The sequence below is a fragment of the Streptococcus oralis SK304 genome, assembly GCF_000287715.1.
Taxonomy (GTDB): Bacteria; Bacillota; Bacilli; order Lactobacillales; family Streptococcaceae; genus Streptococcus; species Streptococcus oralis_Y.
This window is the reverse complement of the sequence record NZ_ALJN01000006.1, coordinates 69,322-88,472: the sequence shown is the minus strand read 5'-3', so window position 1 is coordinate 88,472 and position 19,151 is coordinate 69,322. Positions and strand designations below refer to the sequence as shown.

The following is a 19,151-nucleotide window of genomic DNA, read 5'->3' as shown; positions in this document are numbered from 1 at the left end:
GATGTCCCAAAAAATATATAGGAGGCCTGACAAATGGCAATCGTTTCAGCAGAAAAATTTGTCCAAGCAGCTCGTGACAACGGTTATGCAGTTGGTGGATTTAACACAAACAACCTTGAGTGGACTCAAGCTATCTTGCGCGCAGCAGAAGCTAAAAAAGCTCCAGTTTTGATCCAAACTTCTATGGGTGCTGCGAAATACATGGGTGGTTACAAAGTATGTAAACTTCTCATCGAGAACCTTGTAGAATCAATGGGAATTACTGTACCAGTTGCTATTCACCTTGACCATGGTCATTATGAAGATGCACTTGAATGTATCCGAGTTGGTTATACTTCAGTTATGTTTGACGGTTCACACCTTCCAGTTGAAGAAAACCTTGAAAAAGCTCGTAAAGTTGTAGAATTTGCTCATGCAAACGGCGTATCAGTAGAAGCTGAAGTTGGTACTATCGGTGGTGAAGAAGACGGAATCATTGGTGATGGCGAATTGGCTCCAATTGAAGATGCTAAAGCAATGGTTGCAACTGGTATTGACTTCTTGGCAGCTGGTATCGGTAACATCCACGGTCCTTACCCAGCAAACTGGAAAGGTCTTCACCTTGATCACTTGCAAAAATTGACAGAAGCAGTTCCAGGCTTCCCAATCGTATTGCATGGTGGTTCAGGTATTCCTGATGACCAAATCCAAGCAGCTATCAAACTTGGTGTTGCGAAAGTTAACGTTAATACTGAATGCCAAATCGCATTTGCTAACGCAACTCGTAAATTTGTTGCTGAATACGAAGCAAACGAAGCAGAATACGATAAGAAGAAACTCTTTGACCCACGTAAATTCTTGAAACCAGGTTTCGAAGCAATTACAGAAGCTGTTGAAGAACGTATCGACGTATTCGGTTCAGAAGGTAAAGCTTAATCTAGCTGAACAATACATACAGAACCTGCCCATTGGGTGGGTTTTTTTGGTGTTCTAGGGAAATTATCAAACCAGAATTTTTGATTAAAACTATTATTTTAAGAGTAAAATCTCTAATTTCATAATCTTCAGGCAAACGCTTGCATTCCGTTTTTTATTGGGCTATAATAGGTTGGTATAAAGCCTTCTGTAGTAATAAAATGTAGAAGTTGTAGAAAGTAAGGATTTAGATATTTGTAGTTAAAAATACAATGTTGCTATTCCTTGCTATAGGGAGAGATTTATGGCAATGATAGAAGTGGAACATCTTCAGAAAAATTTTGTGAAAACAGTAAAGGAACCAGGCTTGAAGGGGGCTTTGCGCTCCTTTATTCATCCTGAGAAGCAGACCTTTGAAGCGGTTAAAGATTTGACCTTTGAGGTATCAAAGGGTCAGATTCTAGGCTTTATCGGGGCCAATGGTGCTGGTAAGTCAACAACCATTAAAATGCTGACAGGAATTTTGAAACCGACGTCTGGTTTTTGTCGGATTAACGGCAAGATTCCGCAAGACAATCGCCAAGATTATGTCAAGGATATTGGAGTGGTCTTCGGACAACGTACCCAGTTATGGTGGGATTTGGCTCTGCAAGAGACCTACACGGTTTTGAAAGAGATATACGATGTGCCGGACTCGCTTTTCCACAAGCGCATGGACTTTTTGAATGAAGTCTTGGATTTGAAGGAATTTATCAAAGACCCCGTGCGGACTCTTTCACTTGGCCAACGGATGCGGGCGGACATTGCGGCGTCCTTGCTCCACAATCCCAAAGTTCTCTTTTTAGATGAGCCGACTATTGGTTTGGACGTTTCGGTCAAGGACAACATTCGTCGCGCCATCACCCAGATCAATCAGGAGGAAGAAACAACCATTCTCTTGACCACTCACGACCTGAGTGATATTGAGCAACTCTGTGATCGGATTTTTATGATTGATAAGGGGCAAGAGATTTTTGATGGAACGGTGAGCCAGCTCAAGGAAACCTTTGGCAAGATGAAGACTCTTTCTTTTGAACTGGTGCCAGGTCAAAGTCATCTCGCTTCTCACTATGAAGGCCTGCCTGATATGACCATTGATAGACAAGGAAATAGCCTCAATATTGAATTCGATAGTTCCTGCTACCAGTCGGCCGATATTATCAAGCAAACCCTGTCTGATTTTGAAATCCGCGATTTGAAGATGTTGGATACGGATATTGAGGATATTATCCGTCGCTTCTATCGAAAGGAGCTCTAAGATGGTCAAATTGTGGAGACGTTATAAACCCTTTATCAATGCAGGGATTCAGGAGTTGATTACTTATCGAGTCAACTTTATTCTCTATCGGATTGGGGATGTTATGGGAGCTTTTGTGGCTTTCTATCTCTGGAAGGCGGTCTTTGATTCCTCGCAGGAGTCTTTGATTCAGGGCTTTAGTATGGCAGATATCACTCTCTACATTATCATGAGTTTTGTGACTAATCTTTTGACTAGGTCGGATTCTTCTTTTATGATTGGGGAGGAGGTCAAGGATGGCTCCATTATCATGCGCTTGTTGCGACCGGTGCATTTTGCGGCCTCTTATCTCTTCACCGAGCTTGGCTCCAAGTGGTTGATTTTTATCTCTGTTGGACTTCCTTTCTTGAGTGTGATTGTCTTGATGAAAATCCTTTCTGGGCAAGGGATTGTAGAAGTGCTGGGGCTAACTACCCTTTATCTATTTAGCTTGACGCTGGCCTATCTGATTAACTTTTTCTTTAATATCTGCTTTGGATTTTCAGCTTTTGTGTTTAAAAATCTTTGGGGTTCCAATCTACTTAAAACTTCCATAGTGGCCTTTATGTCTGGAAGTCTGATTCCCTTGGCTTTCTTTCCAAAGCTTGTTTCAGATATTCTGTCCTTCTTGCCTTTTTCATCTTTAATTTATACTCCGGTTATGATCATTGTTGGGAAGTACGATGCCAGTCAGATTCTTCAGGCATTCGCTTTGCAGTTTTTCTGGCTCTTAGTGATGGTGGGCTTGTCTCAGCTGATTTGGAAACGAGTCCAGTCCTTCATCACCATTCAAGGAGGTTAGTATGAAAAAATATCAACGCATGCATCTGATTTTTATCAGACAATACATCAAGCAAATCATGGAATACAAGGTTGATTTTGTGGTTGGTGTTTTAGGTGTCTTTCTGACCCAAGGTTTGAACCTCTTGTTTCTCAATGTCATCTTTCAACACATTCCATCCCTAGAAGGCTGGGCCTTTCAAGAGATTGCCTTTATCTATGGTTTTTCCTTGATTCCCAAGGGATTGGACCATCTCTTTTTTGATAATCTCTGGGCACTGGGGCAGCGCTTGGTGCGAAAGGGAGAATTTGACAAGTATCTGACTCGTCCTATCAATCCTCTCTTCCATATCCTCGTTGAGACCTTTCAGATTGATGCCTTGGGTGAACTTTTGGTCGGAGGTATTTTGCTAGCGACAACAGTATCAAGCATTGCTTGGACTCTTCCCAAATTCCTGCTTTTCTTAGTCTGTATTCCTTTTGCGACCTTGATTTATACTTCCTTGAAAATCGCGACTGCCAGCATCGCTTTTTGGACCAAGCAGTCAGGCGCCATGATTTACATTTTTTATATGTTTAATGACTTTGCCAAATATCCAATTTCCATTTACAATTCCCTTCTTCGTTGGTTGATTAGCTTTATCATCCCCTTTGCCTTTACAGCCTACTATCCTGCCAGCTATTTCTTAGAGGACAAGAATGGGCTCTTTAACATTGGTGGGTTGATTCTGATTTCACTTATCTTCTTTGCAATTTCTTTGAAACTATGGGACAGGGGCTTAGATGCCTACGAAAGTGCGGGTTCGTAAGAGATAAGATAGGATGAGAGTTAAAAATTAAATATGTTACAAACAACCGTTGAAAATTATAGCGGTTGTTTTTGCATATTTATTTAAGTATAAGTTGTATCCATCCCCCCTTTTTGCGATTTTGGTAGTTATTCCGGTTAATTGATAATATTTTTGATGGTAGGAATGAGTTTATATTGTAGCCAGTTAACTATAATATTTATTGACTAGACTATTTGTTAACATGGATTAAAAAAAAAATTAACCTGGGTTAATTTTTCTTGACTTAAATTTTTTTAATTGATATACTGTTTTTCAGAGAGCTAACAATTATATATAAATGTACTACTCTACCCCACTAGATGATACGTCATAAAACTTTTTATAACAAAGGCTAGCAAGGTTAAAGTTTTCTATCTATTGGGTTTAAAATAAAAAATTAAGGAATTAAAATGAAAAAAAGTACGGTATTGTCATTAACTACTGCTGCAGTTATTTTAGCAGCATATGCCCCCAATGAGGTAATTTTAGCAGATGCACCTAGTTCTGAAGATGCTTTAAGAATTTCTGATAAAGAAAAAGTAGTAGCAGATGCACCTAGTTCTGAAGATGCTTTAAAAATTTCTGGTAAAGAAAAAGTAGTAGCAGATAAAGAAACAGAAAACAATGAACAATCTGAAGATATTCATAATGTTATAGAAACTTCAAAGGATATTGAGGAGAAGAAGACAACAGTTATTGAGGAAAAAGAGGTTGTTAGTAGAAAGTCTGAGATAGACAAAAAAACTAGTAACGAAGGAGCAAGTATCAAAGAAGACTCCAAGCAACCCAAAGGAGATGATGCGGACTCATTTGTAAATAAAGATACAGAAAATCCGAAAAAAGAAGATAAACTTGTCTATATTGCTGAATTTAAAGATAAAGAATCTGGAGAAAAAGCAATCAAGGAACTATCCAATCTTAAGGATACAAAAGTTTTATATACCTATAATACGATTTTTAATGGCGCTGCCATTGAAACAACTCCAGATAATTTGGACAAAATTAAACAAATAGAAGGTGTTTCGTCGGTTGAACGATCACAAAAAGTCCAACCAATGATGAATCATGCCAGAAAGGAAATTGGAGTTGAGGAAGCTATTGATTACCTAAAGTCTATTAATGCTCCATTTGGGAAAAATTTTGATGGTAGAGGTATGGTTATTTCAAATATCGATACTGGAACAGATTATAGGCATAAGGCTATGAGAATCGATGATGATGCCAAAGACTCGATGAAATTTAAAAAAGATGACTTAAAAGGCACTGATAAAAATTATTGGTTGAGTGATAAAATCCCTCATGCGTTCAATTATTATAATGGTGGTAAAATCACTGTAGAAAAATATGATGATGGTAGGGATTATTTTGACCCACATGGGATGCATATTGCAGGGATTCTTGCTGGAAATGATACTGAAAAAGACATCAAGAACTTTAATGGCATAGATGGAATTGCGCCTAATGCACAAATTTTCTCTTATAAAATGTACTCTGACGCAGGATCTGGGTTTGCGGGTGATGAAACAATGTTTCATGCTATTGAAGATTCGATCAAACACAATGTCGATGTTGTTTCGGTATCATCTGGCTTTACGGGAACAGGTCTTGTAGGTGAGAAATACTGGGAGGCTATTAGAGCATTAAGAAAAGCTGGAATCCCAATGGTTGTTGCTACAGGTAATTTTGCGACTTCTGCTTCAAGTTCTTCTTGGGATTTAGTAGCAAATAATAATCTGAAAATGACAGATACTGGAAATGTAACACGAACTGCCGCACATGAAGATGCGATAGCGGTCGCTTCTGCTAAAAATCAAACCATTGAGTTTGATAAAGTTAACATAGGTGGACAAAGTTTTAAATACAGAAATATAGGAGCTTTTTTCGATAAGAATAAAATCATAACAAATGAGGATGGCTCAAAAACTCCAAATAAATTAAAATTTGTATATATAGGCAAAGGTCAAGACCAAGATTTGATAGGCTTGGATCTTAAGGGCAAAATTGCAGTAATGGATAGAATTTATACCAAGGATTTAAAAGATGCTTTTAAAAGAGCAACGGATAAAGGCGCACGTGCCATTATGGTTGTAAATACTGTAAATTACTACAATAGAGATAATTGGACAGACCTTCCAGCTATGGGATATGAAGCGGATGAAGGGACTAAAAGTCAAGTATTTTCAATTTCAGGAGATGATGGTGTAAAATTATGGAACATGATTAACCCTGATAAAAAAACTGAAGTCAAAAGAAATAATAAGGAAGATTTTAAAAATAACTTAGAACAATACTATCCAATTGATATGGAAAGCTATAATTCTAATAAACCGAATGTAGGTGATGAAAAAGAAATTGACTTTAAATTTGCAGCTGACACAGACAAAGAACTTTATAAAGAAGATATCATCGTTCCAGCAGGGTCTACATCTTGGGGGCCAAGAACAGACTTGCTTTTAAAACCGGATGTTTCAGCACCTGGTAAAAATATTAAATCTACTCTAAATGTTATTAATGGTAAATCCACTTATGGTTATATGTCAGGAACTAGCATGGCAACTCCAATCGTAGCAGCTTCTACTGTTTTGATTCGGCCAAAATTAAAGGAATTGCTTGAAAGACCTGTCTTGAAAAATCTTAAGGGAGATGACAAAATAGACCTCACAAGTCTTACAAAAATAGCCCTACAAAATACTGCAAGACCTATGATGGATGCAACCTCTTGGAAAGAAAAGAGTCAATACTTTGCATCACCTAGACAGCAGGGAGCGGGGCTAATTAATGTTGCCAACGCTTTGAGAAATGAAGTTGTAGCGACTTTCAAAAATACAGATTCTAAAGGTTTGGTAAATTCATATGGTTCCATTTCTCTTAAAGAAATAAAAGGTGATAAAAAATACTTTACAATCAAGCTTCACAATACCTCAAATAGACCTTTAACCTTTAAAGTTTCTGCATCAACTGTAACTACAGATGCTCTAACTGATAGGCTAAAACTCGATGAAACATATAAAGATGAAAAATCTCCGGACGGGAAGCAAATTGTTCCAGAAATTCACCCAGAAAAAGTCAAAGGAGCAAATATCACATTTGAGCATGACACTTTCACTATAGGCCCAAATTCCAGCTTTGATTTAAATGCGGTTATAAATGTTGGAGAGGCTAAAAACAAAAATAAATTTGTAGAATCATTTATTCATTTTGAGTCAGTGGAAGAAATGGAAGCTCTAAACTCCAACGGGAAGAAAATAAATTTCCAACCATCTCTATCGATGCCTCTAATGGGATTTGCTGGGAATTGGAACCACGAACCAATCCTTGATAAATGGGCCTGGGAAGAAGGGTCAAAATCAAAAGCGATGGAAGGTTATGATGATGATGGCAAACCAAAAATTCCAGGTACCTTAAATAAGGGGATTGGTGGAGAACATGGTATAGATAAATTTAATCCAGCAGGAGTTATCCAAAATAGAAAAGATAAAAATACAACATCCCTAGATCAAAATCCAGAATTATTTGCTTTCAATAACGAAGGAATCAACGCACCCTCATCAAGTGGTTCTAATATTGCTAAAATTTATCCTTTAGATTCAAATGGAAATCCTCAAGATGCTCAACTTGAGAGAGGATTAACGCCTTCTCCACTTGTATTAAGAAGTGCAGAAGAAGGGGTGATTTCAATAGTAAATACAAATAAAGAAGGAGAAAATCAAAGAGACTTAAAAGTCATTTCGAGAGAACACTTTATTAAAGGAATTTTAAACTCTAAAAGAAATGATGCAAAGGGCATTAAATCTTCTAAACTAAAAGTTTGGGGTGACTTGAAATGGGATGGACTCATTTATAACCCTAGAGGTAGAGAAGAAAATGCCCCAGAAAGTAATGACAAAAAAGATCCTGCTACTAAGATACGAGGACAATTTGAACCGATTGCGGAAGGCCAATATTTCTATAAATTTAAATATAGATTAACCAAAGATTACCCATGGCAGGTTTCCTATATTCCTGTAAAAATTGATAACACACCTCCAAAGATTGTTTCAATTGATTTTTCAAACCCTGGAAAAATTAAGTTAATTACAAAGGATACTTATCACAAGGTCAAAGAGCAATACAAGAATGAAACGCTATTTGCGAGAGATCAAAAAGAACATCCTGAAAAATTTGACGAGATTGCCAACGAAGTTTGGTATGCTGGGGCCGCTCTTGTTAATGAAGATGGAGAGGTTGAGAAAAATCTTGAGGTCACTTATGCAGGTGAGGGTCAAGGACGAAATAGGAAACTTGACAAAGATGGAAATACCATTTATGAAATTAAAGGTGCAGGAGATTTAAGAGGCAAAATCATTGAAGTGATTGCATTAGACGGTTCTAGCAATTTCACAAAGATTCATAGAATTAAATTTGCTGATCATGCTGATGAAAAGGGGATGATTTCCTATTATCTAGTAGATCCTGATCAAGATTCATCTAAATACCAAAAGCTTGGCGAGATTCCCGAATCTAAATTTAAAAATTTAGAAAATAGAAAAGAGGATAGTCTTAAAAAAGATACAACGGAAGTAGAACATCATCAAGAAAATGAAGAGGCTACCGAAGAAAAATCTAGCTTGACTATTCATAAAACTATTTCAACAATTAGAGATTTTGAAAGTAAAGACTTAAAGAAACTCATTAAAAAGAAATTCAGAGAAGTTGATGACTTTACAAGTGAAACTGGTAAGAGAATAGAGGAATACGATTATAAATACGATGATAAGGGAAATATCATTGCTTATGACGATGGTAGTGCCTTACAATATGAAACTGAAAAACTTGATGAAATCAAATCAAAAATTTATGGCATTCTAAACCCGTCTAAAGATGGACACTTTGAAATTCTTGGAAAGATCAGTAATGTTTCTAAAAATGCCAAGGTATATTATGGCAATAATTATAAATCGATAGAAATCAAAACGACCAAGTATGATTCCCACTCAAAAACGATGACATTTGATTTATACGCTAATATTAATGATATTGTGGATGGATTAGCTTTTGCAGGAGATATGAGGTTTTTTGTCAAAGATGATGGTCAGATAAAAGCTGAAACTAAAATTAGAATGCCTGAAAAAAATAAGGAAACTAAAGCAGAATATCCGTATGCATCAAGTTATGGGAATGTAATAGAATTAGGAGAAGGAGATCTCTCAAAAAACAAACCAAACAATTTAACGGACATGGAATCTGGTAAAATCTATGCTGATTCAGAAAAACAACAATATCTGTTAAAGGATAATATCATTCTGAGAAAAGGCTATGCACTAAAAGTGACTACCTATAATCCTGGAAAAACGGATATGTTAGAAGGGAATGGAGTTTATAGCCAGGAAGATATAGCAAAAATCCAAAAGGCCAATCCTAATCTAAGAGTCTTATCAGAAACAACAATTTATGCTGATAGTAGAAATGTTGAAGATGGAAGAAGTACTCAATCAGTATTAATGTCGGCTTTGGACGGCTTTAACATTGTAAGATATCAAGTGTTTACCTTTAAAATGAATGATAAAGGGGAGGCAATCGATAAAGATGGCAATCTTGTGACAGATCCTTCTAAACTGGTATTATTTGGTAAGGATGGTAAAGAGTACACAGGAGAGGATAAGTCCAATGTAGAAGCTATAAAAGAAGATGGCTCTACGTTATTTATTGATGCAAAACCAGTAAATCTTTCAATGGACAAGAACTACTTTAATCCATCTAAAACTAATAAAATTTATGTACGAAATCCAGAATTTTATTTAAGAGGTAAGATTTCTGATAAGGGTGGTTTTAACTGGGAGTTGAGAGTTAATGAATCGGTTGTAGATAATTATTTAATCTACGGAGATTTACACATTGATAACACTAGAGATTTTAACATTAAGCTTAATGTTAAAGACGGTGACATCATGGACTGGGGGATGAAAGACTATAAAGCAAACGGATTTCCAGATAAGGTAACAGATATGGATGGAAATGTTTATCTTCAAACTGGCTATAGCGATTTGAATGCAAAAGCGGTTGGAGTACACTATCAATTTTTATATGATAATGTCAAACCAGAAGTAAACATTGACCCTAAGGGAAATACTAGTATCGAATATGCTAACGGAAAATCTGTAGTCTTTAACATCAATGATAAAAGAAATAATGGATTCGATGGTGAAATTCAAGAACAACATATTTATGTAAATGGAAAAGAATATAGATCACTTGATGATATTAAACAAATAACAGATAAGACACTAAACATTAAGATTGTTGTAAAAGATTTTGCAAGAAATACAACCGTAAAAGAATTCATTTTAAACAAAGATACGGGAGAGGTAAGTGAACTAAAACCTCATAGGGTAACTGTGACCATTCAAAATGGAAAAGAAATGAGTTCAACGATAGTGTCGGAAGAAGATTTTATGTTACCTGTCTATAAGGGTGAATTAGAAAAAGGATACCAATTTGATGGTTGGGAAATTTCTGGTTTCGAAGGGAAAAAAGACGCCGGCTATGTTCTTAATCTATCAAAAGATACCTTTATAAAACCTGTATTCAAGAAAATAGAGGAGAAAAAGGAGGAGGAAAATAAACCTACTTTTGATGTATCGAAAAAGAAAGAAAAAACACAATCTGATTCAACTAATGATGTCAACAGTATTGTTTCTGATGAAAATGATAAAAACTTTGAAATTGACAAGAACGTTTATCTAAATGAACAAGGGAACTTAACTAATAAAAATACTAACATCAATAGTAAATCAACTAGTAACAATCCTAATCAGTTGCCAAAAACCGGAACAGCAAGCGGAGCCCAGACACTATTAGCTGCCGGAATCATGTTTATAGTAGGAGCTTTTCTTGGATTGAAGAGAAAAAATAAAGATTAAGACAAAAGCTATAGAAAAAATGCTTTAAGTACTGAGATTAGATAGTGAGGTGATGACATAGTTTTGTGAAAATATTGATTTATAAATATATTATTTAGATTTCTATGAAAATAGGAGATTTTAAAGAGATATATGTAAAAGCCTTGTCACAGGACAGGCTTTTTCTAATGGAGATGGGTTCTGTTTAAAATCCATTTCTTCGGCTTATAAAAATATAAATACAAACTATGGTTTATATTTTGTGGTATAATGTATTGTAATAAATACTTGTTTTGATACCAATCTAGAGATATTTTTATAGTTATTTATTCTAGAAATTTTTGCTTGGATTTTTTTTAAAAGTCATAAAAGTTCATGGATAGTAACGAATGAAGTATCGTAAGCTTGGCTGAATATCAATCAAAAAGGAGAAAATTATGAATAAGAAAGAACGGGAAAAACAATTTGAAGAGATCAATGGACCTAAGCGGTCTGAATCAAAGTCGGCTCCGAATAAAAATATAAAAATCTATATTGGCCTAGCACTCTCTGTTTTAGTCACTCTCATCTTGGTAAGTATTTTCTCATATCTTCTGATTGGAAAGAAAGAGCCAAATCAAGCATCGTCTGCAGTTTCAACTACAGAGACAACAAGTCAAGCTTCTACAAGCCAAGGAAAAACGGATGAGACTGATAAGGATAAACAAGAGGAAATTCAGAAACTCAAGAATCAACTTGCTGCTTTAGATACCAAGATTACGGAAGCAGAAGCACTTGTTAGCAAGTTGAAGAAAGAAACTACCGTTCCAAAATTAGATATTGAAGCAATTAAGAACAATGACTTGTCTAGTTTAGAGGGTACTTGGCGTAGTCAATCTGGTAATGAATACATTATTAATGATTCTGGAGAAGTACGTGCGACTTGGTTTACAAATGATCAAAAGTACGAATCTGTAGTTGGATTAAAGGTATCAAAAGGTCAAGATAGTCGTAATCCTGAGACAGCTTCTATCAGTGCATGGGTAAAAGATTCTGTTGCTGGAGGATTTGTAGTAGTTGCTGTTCCAAGTGGAGTTGTTATGCAACCTGCTGATGATGGAAAGATTACGGATAAAAGCAATCATGCTGAAGAAAGACTACTTTCAGGACAAGATTATGGGTCTATGTTAATGAAACCAGAAAATGTTTATTATCGTGTGAAACCAGATACCAGTAAACTTGAGGAAGAAGAAAAGAACTTAGCTCAACTACAAGCAGACCGTGAATCAATTAAATCTTCTCTTGAGGCAAAGGAAAAGAAAAACTAGGTTGTATTCGTTCAAAAATACTGTTACAATCGGCAGAATCAAGAAGCCCATTAGGGCTTCTTTTTCTTTTATCACGACTATTCAACCACTTAGACAGAGATATTGACCAGATAGGCAAAAGGGCTTGTTCTTGAAAAATTCCTCTGCTATAATGATTCATGTAAGGGACGTGAGGGGTCAGTATCAGACAACTCAAGAACCTAAAAAAGAAAATGGAGACATAAAAATGAAAAAATTATTGGGACTTGTATTTTTAGTAGCAGCAGCGCTAGTATTGTATTTCGGATCTGTTGGCTGGCCAAGTTTGGATGTCAACCTCTGGTCACTCATTCCGGTAGGATTGTTCCTCTATTTCACGCTAGAAAACTTTTTGAAAAAAGACTACAAGTCTAGTCTGATGTGCTTGATCATTGCCTTTATCATTGCAAATGCTATTTTTGATCTCTTGCCAATTTCAAGTGGTTTGGTGATTGGTGCCGGTGTGCTAGCTTGTGTAGGACTTGGCTACCTCTTTCCTGATAAAGATAAAAAAGAAGGCAAATAAAAAGTCTCGAGATTTCTCGAGACTTTTTTTACTGACCAGCATAATATTTTTGGATCCCCTTTACGATGCCTGCGACCAGTTTATCTTGGTAGTGGCTATCTCTGATTTGTTGGTTTTCGGAGAAATTATCCATATAACCAAGTTCTAGGAGAACGGCTGGTTTGGCTGTTTCGCGTAGTACGGCATAGCTGCTCTCCAACAGGCCAGCATCCTTAGCTCCTGTTTCTGCTAGAAGAGAGGAGTGGATGGCAGCGGCGAGGCGTTTGCTTTCACTCATACGATCTGGGTGATTGTGCCAGTATTTATTAATCTTACTTGGATAATCAGGTTCATCGCTATAGGAGTAGGTTTGAATACCGCTCGCTTTTGAGTAGGTATTACCAGTAGCGTTGAAGTGAATACTGATAAAGATGTCAGAGTTGGTTTTATTAACCATACGAGAACGTTCAGTAACAAAGTCAACGTCAATATCACTATCACGAGAAGTGAGGACCTTGTAGCCTAGTTCTTCTAACTTAGTACGAAGCTTACGGTAAATCTGCATGTTGAGGTCTTTTTCAGCAACATTGTAGTAAAAGGCACCTGAATCTCGACCACCATGCCCAGGATCTAGGAAAATGGTATTGCTGTATAGTCCTTTTGTAAATCCGCCTTCAGTTGAAACTTCAGAAATCCATTGACCGTATTTTTGGAACAGGTGTTCCTTACCGTCTATCTTGTAAGTTCCTGAAACATAATGCCCATTATTATCTAGGTAGTAGCGAGCTTTGTCAGCGTTATCGTAAATCCATTCACTCTTTGCCATGTAACCACCTGACTTGAGGTAGTATGCTCCAATCCACTCCTGATTTGCATAACGACCATCCGCTTTTAGATAGAACCAGCTCTTGTAGGCTTTATCAAAGATCCACTCATTCTCCGCCATAGCTCCACTGGTTTTAAGGTAGTAGCTTTCTTTCCATTTGTCTGCTAGCATCCCACCATTCTGGTCAAATGAGTACCAAGAACCCTGAATTTTTTGCCAGTTTTCTTGGACATATCTCCCTGACCCGTTCGCATAGAACCAAGTATCCTTGATTTTGACCCAGTTGTTTTCTGCCATAGCTCCGCTCTGGTTAAAGAGGTAGCCCTTGAAGGTTGTCGCACTCAGCATTCCACCGTCTTTGTCAAAGTAATACCAAGAACCGTTGATTTTCTCCCATTTATCCTGTGAGATCTTTCCAGAAGGAGCGACATAATACCAAATTTGGTCTAATTTAGTCCAGCCCTTTTCTGCCATAGCTCCGCTTTTTGTGAGAAGATAGCCGTCAACGGCGGTGTTGCTGAGCATGCTTCCAGTTTGGTCAAAATAGTACCAAGAACCATTGATTTTTTTCCAGGTGTTCTGAGCTAGTCGTCCAGAGGAATCAGCATAATACCATTGATTGTCCAGTTTGGTCCAGCTATTTTCTATCATGACACCATCTTGGTCAAAGGCATAGCCTTTGTAGACAGTAGAATGAAGACGATTACCATCTTGATCGAAGTAGTACCATTTGCCTTGGATTTGTTTCCAGTTCAAAGCAGGCTTATCATCTTGGTAAAAACGCCAGTGATGATTTTCTTGGTACCACCCTTCTTTTTTTGTCTTGTCTTCTTGCGCATCTACTTTCGGAAGAACTTCTGATTTAGAGTTTTCCTCAACACTTGATTCTTTCTTTTCTTCTTTGGCAATTGCTTCCTTGACAGCAGATGTGGATTGAGTTGTGTTTTCTTCTCCTGAGACGGATGCGGGTGCTAATCCTGCGATTGAAAGGATTAAAGCACTAGTCAGTAGTATCTTTTTCACTTTCTATTTCCTAACTTTTTCGTTTTTCCTATTTATCAACTATCAAACTGAACTTCTTCTACTAAGTATTCGATAAAGCGTTCGCCCATCTTAGACAGGCTGGTTTTTTCATGCTGGATGTAGACTAGCTCGATAGGATCGTCTATGTCCAGTGGAATGGAAACGATATTGTCTCCGTTGAGGTTGCTGTTCAAAATCCCTGTTGCAATCGTGTATCCGTCCAAACCAATTAAGAGATTAAAGAGGGTGGCACGGTCGCTGACCACGATAGATTTTTTGTGGTATTCCTGCGAGAGAATCTCTTCAGAGAAGTAGAAGGAGTTGTGAGTCCCTTGGTCATAGCTGAGGTAAGGGAAGTTCTCCAAGTCTTCTAGTTTAACCTTATCTTTCTTTGCTAGAGGGTTGGTTTTGCTGACGAAGATATGGGGTTGAGCGGTAAAGAGGTGGTGGGCTAGCAGGTGATTGTCATCTAGCATTTTCGTTAAAACATCGCGATTGTAGCTATTTAAAAAGAGGACACCGACCTCACTACGGAAGTTCTTGACGTCATCGATAATCTCCCAAGTCCGCGTTTCACGAAGGAAGAGCTCGTATTTTTCCATATCACTTTTCTTGAGCAGAGAGACAAAGGCATTGACTACAAAAGCATAGTGTTGAGAAGAAACGCTGAAAAGTTCGCGGTGGGCGACAGGATTTTTATAACGTTCCTCCAGAAGTTGGGTTTGCTCAACGACCTGACGGGCATAAGAGAGAAACTCCATCCCATCACGGGTCAAGGTAATGCCCTTGGGATTGCGGATAAAGATTTCAATACCCATTTCATTTTCCAAGTCCCGAACGGCATTAGAGAGACTGGGTTGGGTGATAAAGAGTTGCTTGGCTGCTTCATTCATGGAGCCAGTTTCGACGATTTTGATAATATAGTGTAGTTGTTGAATTCTCATGCTTTTATTGTACCACACTTGCGGAAGAATGGGCAATGAAGACGAAGAAAATAGGGGGAAAGAGCCGGTCCAGTATTGAAAAAAAGTCTAAAATCTGTTAGAATGAAAGCTATGAAAACATTCTATGATGTGCAGCAATTTCTCAAACAATTTGGCATTATTGTTTACATGGGGAAGCGCTTGTATGATATTGAACTGATGAAGCTCGAACTCTCTCGGATCTATGATGCAGGTCTGATGGACAAGCTAGATTACCTAGAAGCGGAAGCTGTTCTCCGCAGGGAGCACAAGATAGAATTAGACTATATTGAGAAAAATGGAGAAATGAACTGATGATTACTTGGATTTTGTGGGCGCTTATACTGGCAATGGTGGCATGGATGGGCTATAACTACCTTCGTATTCGTCGTGCGGCTAAGATTGTGGATAATACAGAATTTGAAGCCTTGATTCGAAAAGGGCAGTTGATTGATTTGCGCGACCCAGCAGAATTTCACAGAAAACATATCCTCGGAGCTCGCAATATTCCTTCAAATCAGTTGAAGTCAAGCCTTGCAGCCCTTCGTAAGGATAAACCTATCCTTCTCTACGAAAACCAACGCGGACAACGAGTGACCAATGCAGCACTTTATCTGAAAAAACAAGGTTTTTCTGAGATTTATATCCTTTCTTATGGGTTGGATTCTTGGAAAGGGAAAGTGAAGACTAGCTAAGATTCTTTAAAAAACTGTCGAATGATAGATAAAGCTAGTATCTTAAGGTATCATTATTTATAATAAATTTAAGGAGATTTTATAATATGAATTCACAACAAAAGAAAAAACCTTCACTTATTTTAGGTATCTTATCTATCGTCCTTGGTTTGCTATTTCCAATAGTAGGTCTGATTTTGGGGATCATAGGATTGGTCTTGGCTTTTTCATACCAAAAAGAATCTGGACTAGACTATAAAACAGAAAAAATTCTCAATATCGTAGGACTTGTGGTTTCTGTACTTAACTGGATTGTAACTGTCGCAGTATTTTTTAGAATTGTAGCTGTCGCAGTATTTTTTAGATAAGCAATAAACAAAAAAGCTTTAAATTTAAAGCTTTTTTTCTTTTATCCACTTTTCTCTAAATAGTTTTTAATGATTTCTAATTCCTCTGGATTTAAGGGACGGTATTGCCCTTCTGATAGCTCTGAATTTAATGTAAAATCGCCGAACTGGACTCTTTTTAAGGCAGTCACCTTGACACCAACTGAGAGGAACATTTTTTTAACCTGATGAAATTTTCCTTCTGAGATGGTAATAGAGGCATGGCTCTCTGTTGGGCTTGCGTCTAGAATTTCAAGCTGAGCAGGTTTACAAGTGGTCCCATCTAAAAAGACAATCCCCTCTTTGAATGACTGGATATGGTCTGGTGTGAGCAGTCCATTTACCACCACTTGATAGGATTTATCAACATGGTGCTGGGGATGGAGGAGTTGGAATCCTAAAGGTCCATTGTCTGTCAAAAGGAGTAGCCCCGTCGTATCGCGGTCTAATCTGCCGACAGCATAGAGCTGGTCAGACTGGATGTCAGGTGGCAGGAGCTCCATGACGGTTGGTAGGTCCTTATCCTTGCTAGCTGTAACGACTCCGTTTGGCTTATGAAGCATGAGGTAGGTGTGCTCGTATCCTTGAATCTGCCGTCCTTGAAAAACTAGTTTCTGCAATCCAGTGTCGACATTTTGAGCGAGGGAGCTGGCTGGACAATCGTCCACTATGATTTCTTTTTTCAAAAGTGCCTGTTTCATAGCCTTGCGACTGACCTTTTCTTGGGCTAATAATCTATCTAAACGCATACCAGCTTATCTTATCATAAGTCTCTGACTTTGAAAAGAGTTGCCTTGACTAGAAAAGCGGAGTGAAAACATTTACACTTACTTGAATTATGTTATTTACTTGAAAATATGGTATAATTGCTCAGTTAGAAAATAAATTTTAAATATTATAGAGGAAATCATGACAAAATTAAGAGAAGATATCCGTAACGTAGCCATTATTGCCCACGTTGACCACGGGAAAACAACCCTCGTTGATGAATTATTGAAACAATCAGAAACGCTTGATGCACGTACTGAATTGGCAGAGCGTGCTATGGACTCAAACGATATCGAAAAAGAGCGTGGAATTACCATCCTTGCTAAAAATACAGCCGTTGCTTACAATGGAACTCGTATCAATATCATGGACACACCAGGACACGCGGACTTCGGTGGAGAAGTTGAGCGTATCATGAAAATGGTTGACGGTGTTGTCTTGGTCGTAGATGCCTACGAAGGAACCATGCCACAGACTCGTTTCGTATTGAAAAAAGCCTTGGAACAAGACCTTGTCCCAATCGTGGTTGTCAACAAAATCGATAAACCATCAGCTCGTCCAGCAGAAGTAGTGGACGAAGTCTTGGAACTCTTCATCGAGCTTGGCGCAGATGATGACCAGCTTGATTTCCCAGTTGTTTATGCTTCAGCTATCAACGGAACATCCTCCTTGTCAGATGATCCAGCTGATCAAGAAAAAACAATGGCGCCAATCTTTGACACCATCATCGACCATATCCCGGCTCCAGTGGATAACTCAGATGAGCCTTTGCAGTTCCAAGTGTCACTTTTGGACTACAACGACTTCGTAGGTCGTATCGGTATCGGTCGTGTCTTCCGTGGTAGTGTGAAGGTTGGGGACCAAGTTACCCTTTCTAAGCTAGATGGTACAACGAAGAACTTCCGTGTAACAAAACTCTTCGGTTTCTTTGGTTTGGAACGTCGTGAAATCCAAGAAGCCAAAGCAGGTGACTTGATTGCCGTATCCGGTATGGAAGATATCTTTGTTGGTGAAACTATTACTCCGACGGATGCCATTGAACCTCTTCCAATCCTACATATCGATGAACCAACCCTTCAAATGACCTTCTTGGTAAATAATTCACCATTTGCAGGTCGTGAAGGGAAATGGGTGACTTCTCGTAAGGTAGAAGAACGCTTGCAAGCAGAATTGCAAACAGACGTTTCCCTTCGTGTTGACCCGACTGATTCACCAGATAAATGGACCGTTTCAGGACGTGGAGAATTGCACTTGTCAATCTTGATCGAAACCATGCGTCGTGAGGGTTATGAACTTCAAGTATCTCGTCCAGAAGTTATCGTAAAAGAAATCGACGGTGTCAAATGTGAGCCGTTTGAGCGCGTGCAAATCGACACTCCAGAAGAATACCAAGGTTCTGTTATCCAAAGCCTTTCTGAACGTAAGGGTGAAATGTTGGATATGATTTCAACTGGTAATGGTCAAACTCGTTTAGTCTTCCTTGTACCAGCGCGTGGTTTAATTGGATACTCAACTGAGTTCTTGTCAATGACTCGTGGTTACGGTATCATGAACCATACCTTTGACCAATACTTGCCATTGATTCCAGGGGAAATTGGTGGACGTCACCGTGGTGCCCTCGTTTCCATCGATGCTGGTAAGGCAACAACTTACTCAATCATGTCCATCGAAGAACGTGGAACTATCTTTGTCAACCCAGGTACTGAAGTTTATGAAGGAATGATTATCGGTGAAAACTCTCGTGAAAATGACTTGACAGTTAACATCACCAAGGCTAAACAAATGACCAACGTTCGTTCTGCTACCAAGGACCAAACGGCTGTTATCAAGACTCCTCGTATCTTGACCCTTGAAGAGTCTCTTGAGTTCTTGAACGACGACGAATACATGGAAGTAACGCCTGAATCTATCCGTTTGCGTAAGCAAATCCTTAACAAGGCAGAGCGTGAGAAAGCCAACAAAAAGAAAAAATCAGCTGAATAAGA

The 19,151-nt window shown here is 38.1% G+C and carries 14 protein-coding genes; 11 read left to right on the top strand and 3 right to left on the bottom strand.

Going from position 1 to position 19,151, the window contains the following annotated elements; translation table 11 throughout:
- Positions 1 to 33 precede the first annotated feature (33 nt).
- From HMPREF1125_RS03700 to HMPREF1125_RS03670, 7 genes are all read left to right on the top strand, one after another.
- Entirely contained in the window at positions 34 to 915 is an 882-nt protein-coding gene (locus HMPREF1125_RS03700) for a class II fructose-bisphosphate aldolase (RefSeq protein WP_001019007.1), read from the top strand.
- A gap of 283 nt (positions 916 to 1,198) precedes the next feature.
- The gene (locus HMPREF1125_RS03695) at positions 1,199 to 2,191 is read left to right on the top strand and encodes an ABC transporter ATP-binding protein (RefSeq protein WP_001240818.1); all 993 of its coding nucleotides are present in this window, start codon (positions 1,199 to 1,201) and stop codon (positions 2,189 to 2,191) included.
- A 1-nt stretch (position 2,192) separates the two neighbouring features.
- Positions 2,193 to 3,011 carry an ABC transporter permease gene (locus HMPREF1125_RS03690; protein WP_000240148.1) on the top strand — a complete coding sequence of 273 codons (819 nt, stop codon included), beginning with the start codon at positions 2,193 to 2,195 and terminating at the stop codon, positions 3,009 to 3,011.
- Between the two features lies 1 nt (position 3,012).
- Positions 3,013 to 3,798: an ABC transporter permease gene (locus HMPREF1125_RS03685; protein WP_000760716.1), complete on the top strand. Its 786-nt coding sequence runs from the start codon at positions 3,013 to 3,015 to the stop codon at positions 3,796 to 3,798.
- Positions 3,799 to 4,229: 431 nt separating this feature from the next.
- Positions 4,230 to 10,718: a S8 family peptidase gene (locus tag HMPREF1125_RS03680; protein WP_000750016.1), complete on the top strand. Its 6,489-nt coding sequence runs from the start codon at positions 4,230 to 4,232 to the stop codon at positions 10,716 to 10,718.
- Between the two features lie 416 nt (positions 10,719 to 11,134).
- Positions 11,135 to 12,004, top strand: a complete 870-nt coding sequence (locus HMPREF1125_RS03675) for a DUF6287 domain-containing protein (RefSeq protein ID WP_001034386.1) — start codon at positions 11,135 to 11,137, stop codon at positions 12,002 to 12,004.
- Between the two features lie 226 nt (positions 12,005 to 12,230).
- On the top strand, positions 12,231 to 12,548 hold the full coding sequence (locus HMPREF1125_RS03670; protein WP_000734663.1) for a LiaF transmembrane domain-containing protein: 318 nt from the start codon (positions 12,231 to 12,233) through the stop codon (positions 12,546 to 12,548).
- A gap of 28 nt (positions 12,549 to 12,576) precedes the next feature.
- Here the strand turns inward: HMPREF1125_RS03670 and HMPREF1125_RS03665 are convergent, their stop codons facing one another.
- Together HMPREF1125_RS03665 and HMPREF1125_RS03660 are read right to left on the bottom strand one after the other, a co-directional pair.
- Positions 12,577 to 14,376 carry an N-acetylmuramoyl-L-alanine amidase gene (locus HMPREF1125_RS03665; RefSeq protein WP_000722528.1) on the bottom strand — a complete coding sequence of 600 codons (1,800 nt, stop codon included), beginning with the start codon at positions 14,374 to 14,376 and terminating at the stop codon, positions 12,577 to 12,579.
- Positions 14,377 to 14,411: 35 nt separating this feature from the next.
- Positions 14,412 to 15,320 (bottom strand): LysR family transcriptional regulator, encoded by a 909-nt coding sequence (locus HMPREF1125_RS03660; RefSeq protein WP_001222591.1) that lies wholly within the window; start codon positions 15,318 to 15,320, stop codon positions 14,412 to 14,414.
- A 102-nt stretch (positions 15,321 to 15,422) separates the two neighbouring features.
- Between HMPREF1125_RS03660 and HMPREF1125_RS03655 the strand changes: the two genes are divergently transcribed.
- The 3 genes from HMPREF1125_RS03655 (at position 15,423) to HMPREF1125_RS03645 (ending at position 16,380) form a co-directional block, all read left to right on the top strand.
- Positions 15,423 to 15,653 (top strand): YqgQ family protein, encoded by a 231-nt coding sequence (locus tag HMPREF1125_RS03655; RefSeq protein ID WP_004181724.1) that lies wholly within the window; start codon positions 15,423 to 15,425, stop codon positions 15,651 to 15,653.
- Entirely contained in the window at positions 15,653 to 16,033 is a 381-nt protein-coding gene (locus HMPREF1125_RS03650; RefSeq protein WP_000634057.1) for a rhodanese-like domain-containing protein, read from the top strand. Before HMPREF1125_RS03655 ends, HMPREF1125_RS03650 begins: the two co-directional genes overlap by 1 nt.
- Positions 16,034 to 16,119: 86 nt before the next feature.
- Complete coding sequence (locus HMPREF1125_RS03645) at positions 16,120 to 16,380, top strand: hypothetical protein (RefSeq protein ID WP_001088136.1); 261 nt, start codon at positions 16,120 to 16,122, stop codon at positions 16,378 to 16,380.
- Between the two features lie 41 nt (positions 16,381 to 16,421).
- On the opposite strand, the gene HMPREF1125_RS03640 is transcribed toward HMPREF1125_RS03645, so the two are convergent.
- Positions 16,422 to 17,147 carry a 16S rRNA pseudouridine(516) synthase gene (locus HMPREF1125_RS03640; protein ID WP_001235074.1) on the bottom strand — a complete coding sequence of 242 codons (726 nt, stop codon included), beginning with the start codon at positions 17,145 to 17,147 and terminating at the stop codon, positions 16,422 to 16,424.
- A 160-nt stretch (positions 17,148 to 17,307) separates the two neighbouring features.
- On the opposite strand from HMPREF1125_RS03640, the gene typA reads away from it, so the two are divergent.
- Positions 17,308 to 19,149, top strand: coding sequence for a translational GTPase TypA (gene typA, locus HMPREF1125_RS03635; protein WP_000164126.1), 1,842 nt, complete (start codon positions 17,308 to 17,310; stop codon positions 19,147 to 19,149).
- Positions 19,150 to 19,151 lie beyond the last annotated feature (2 nt).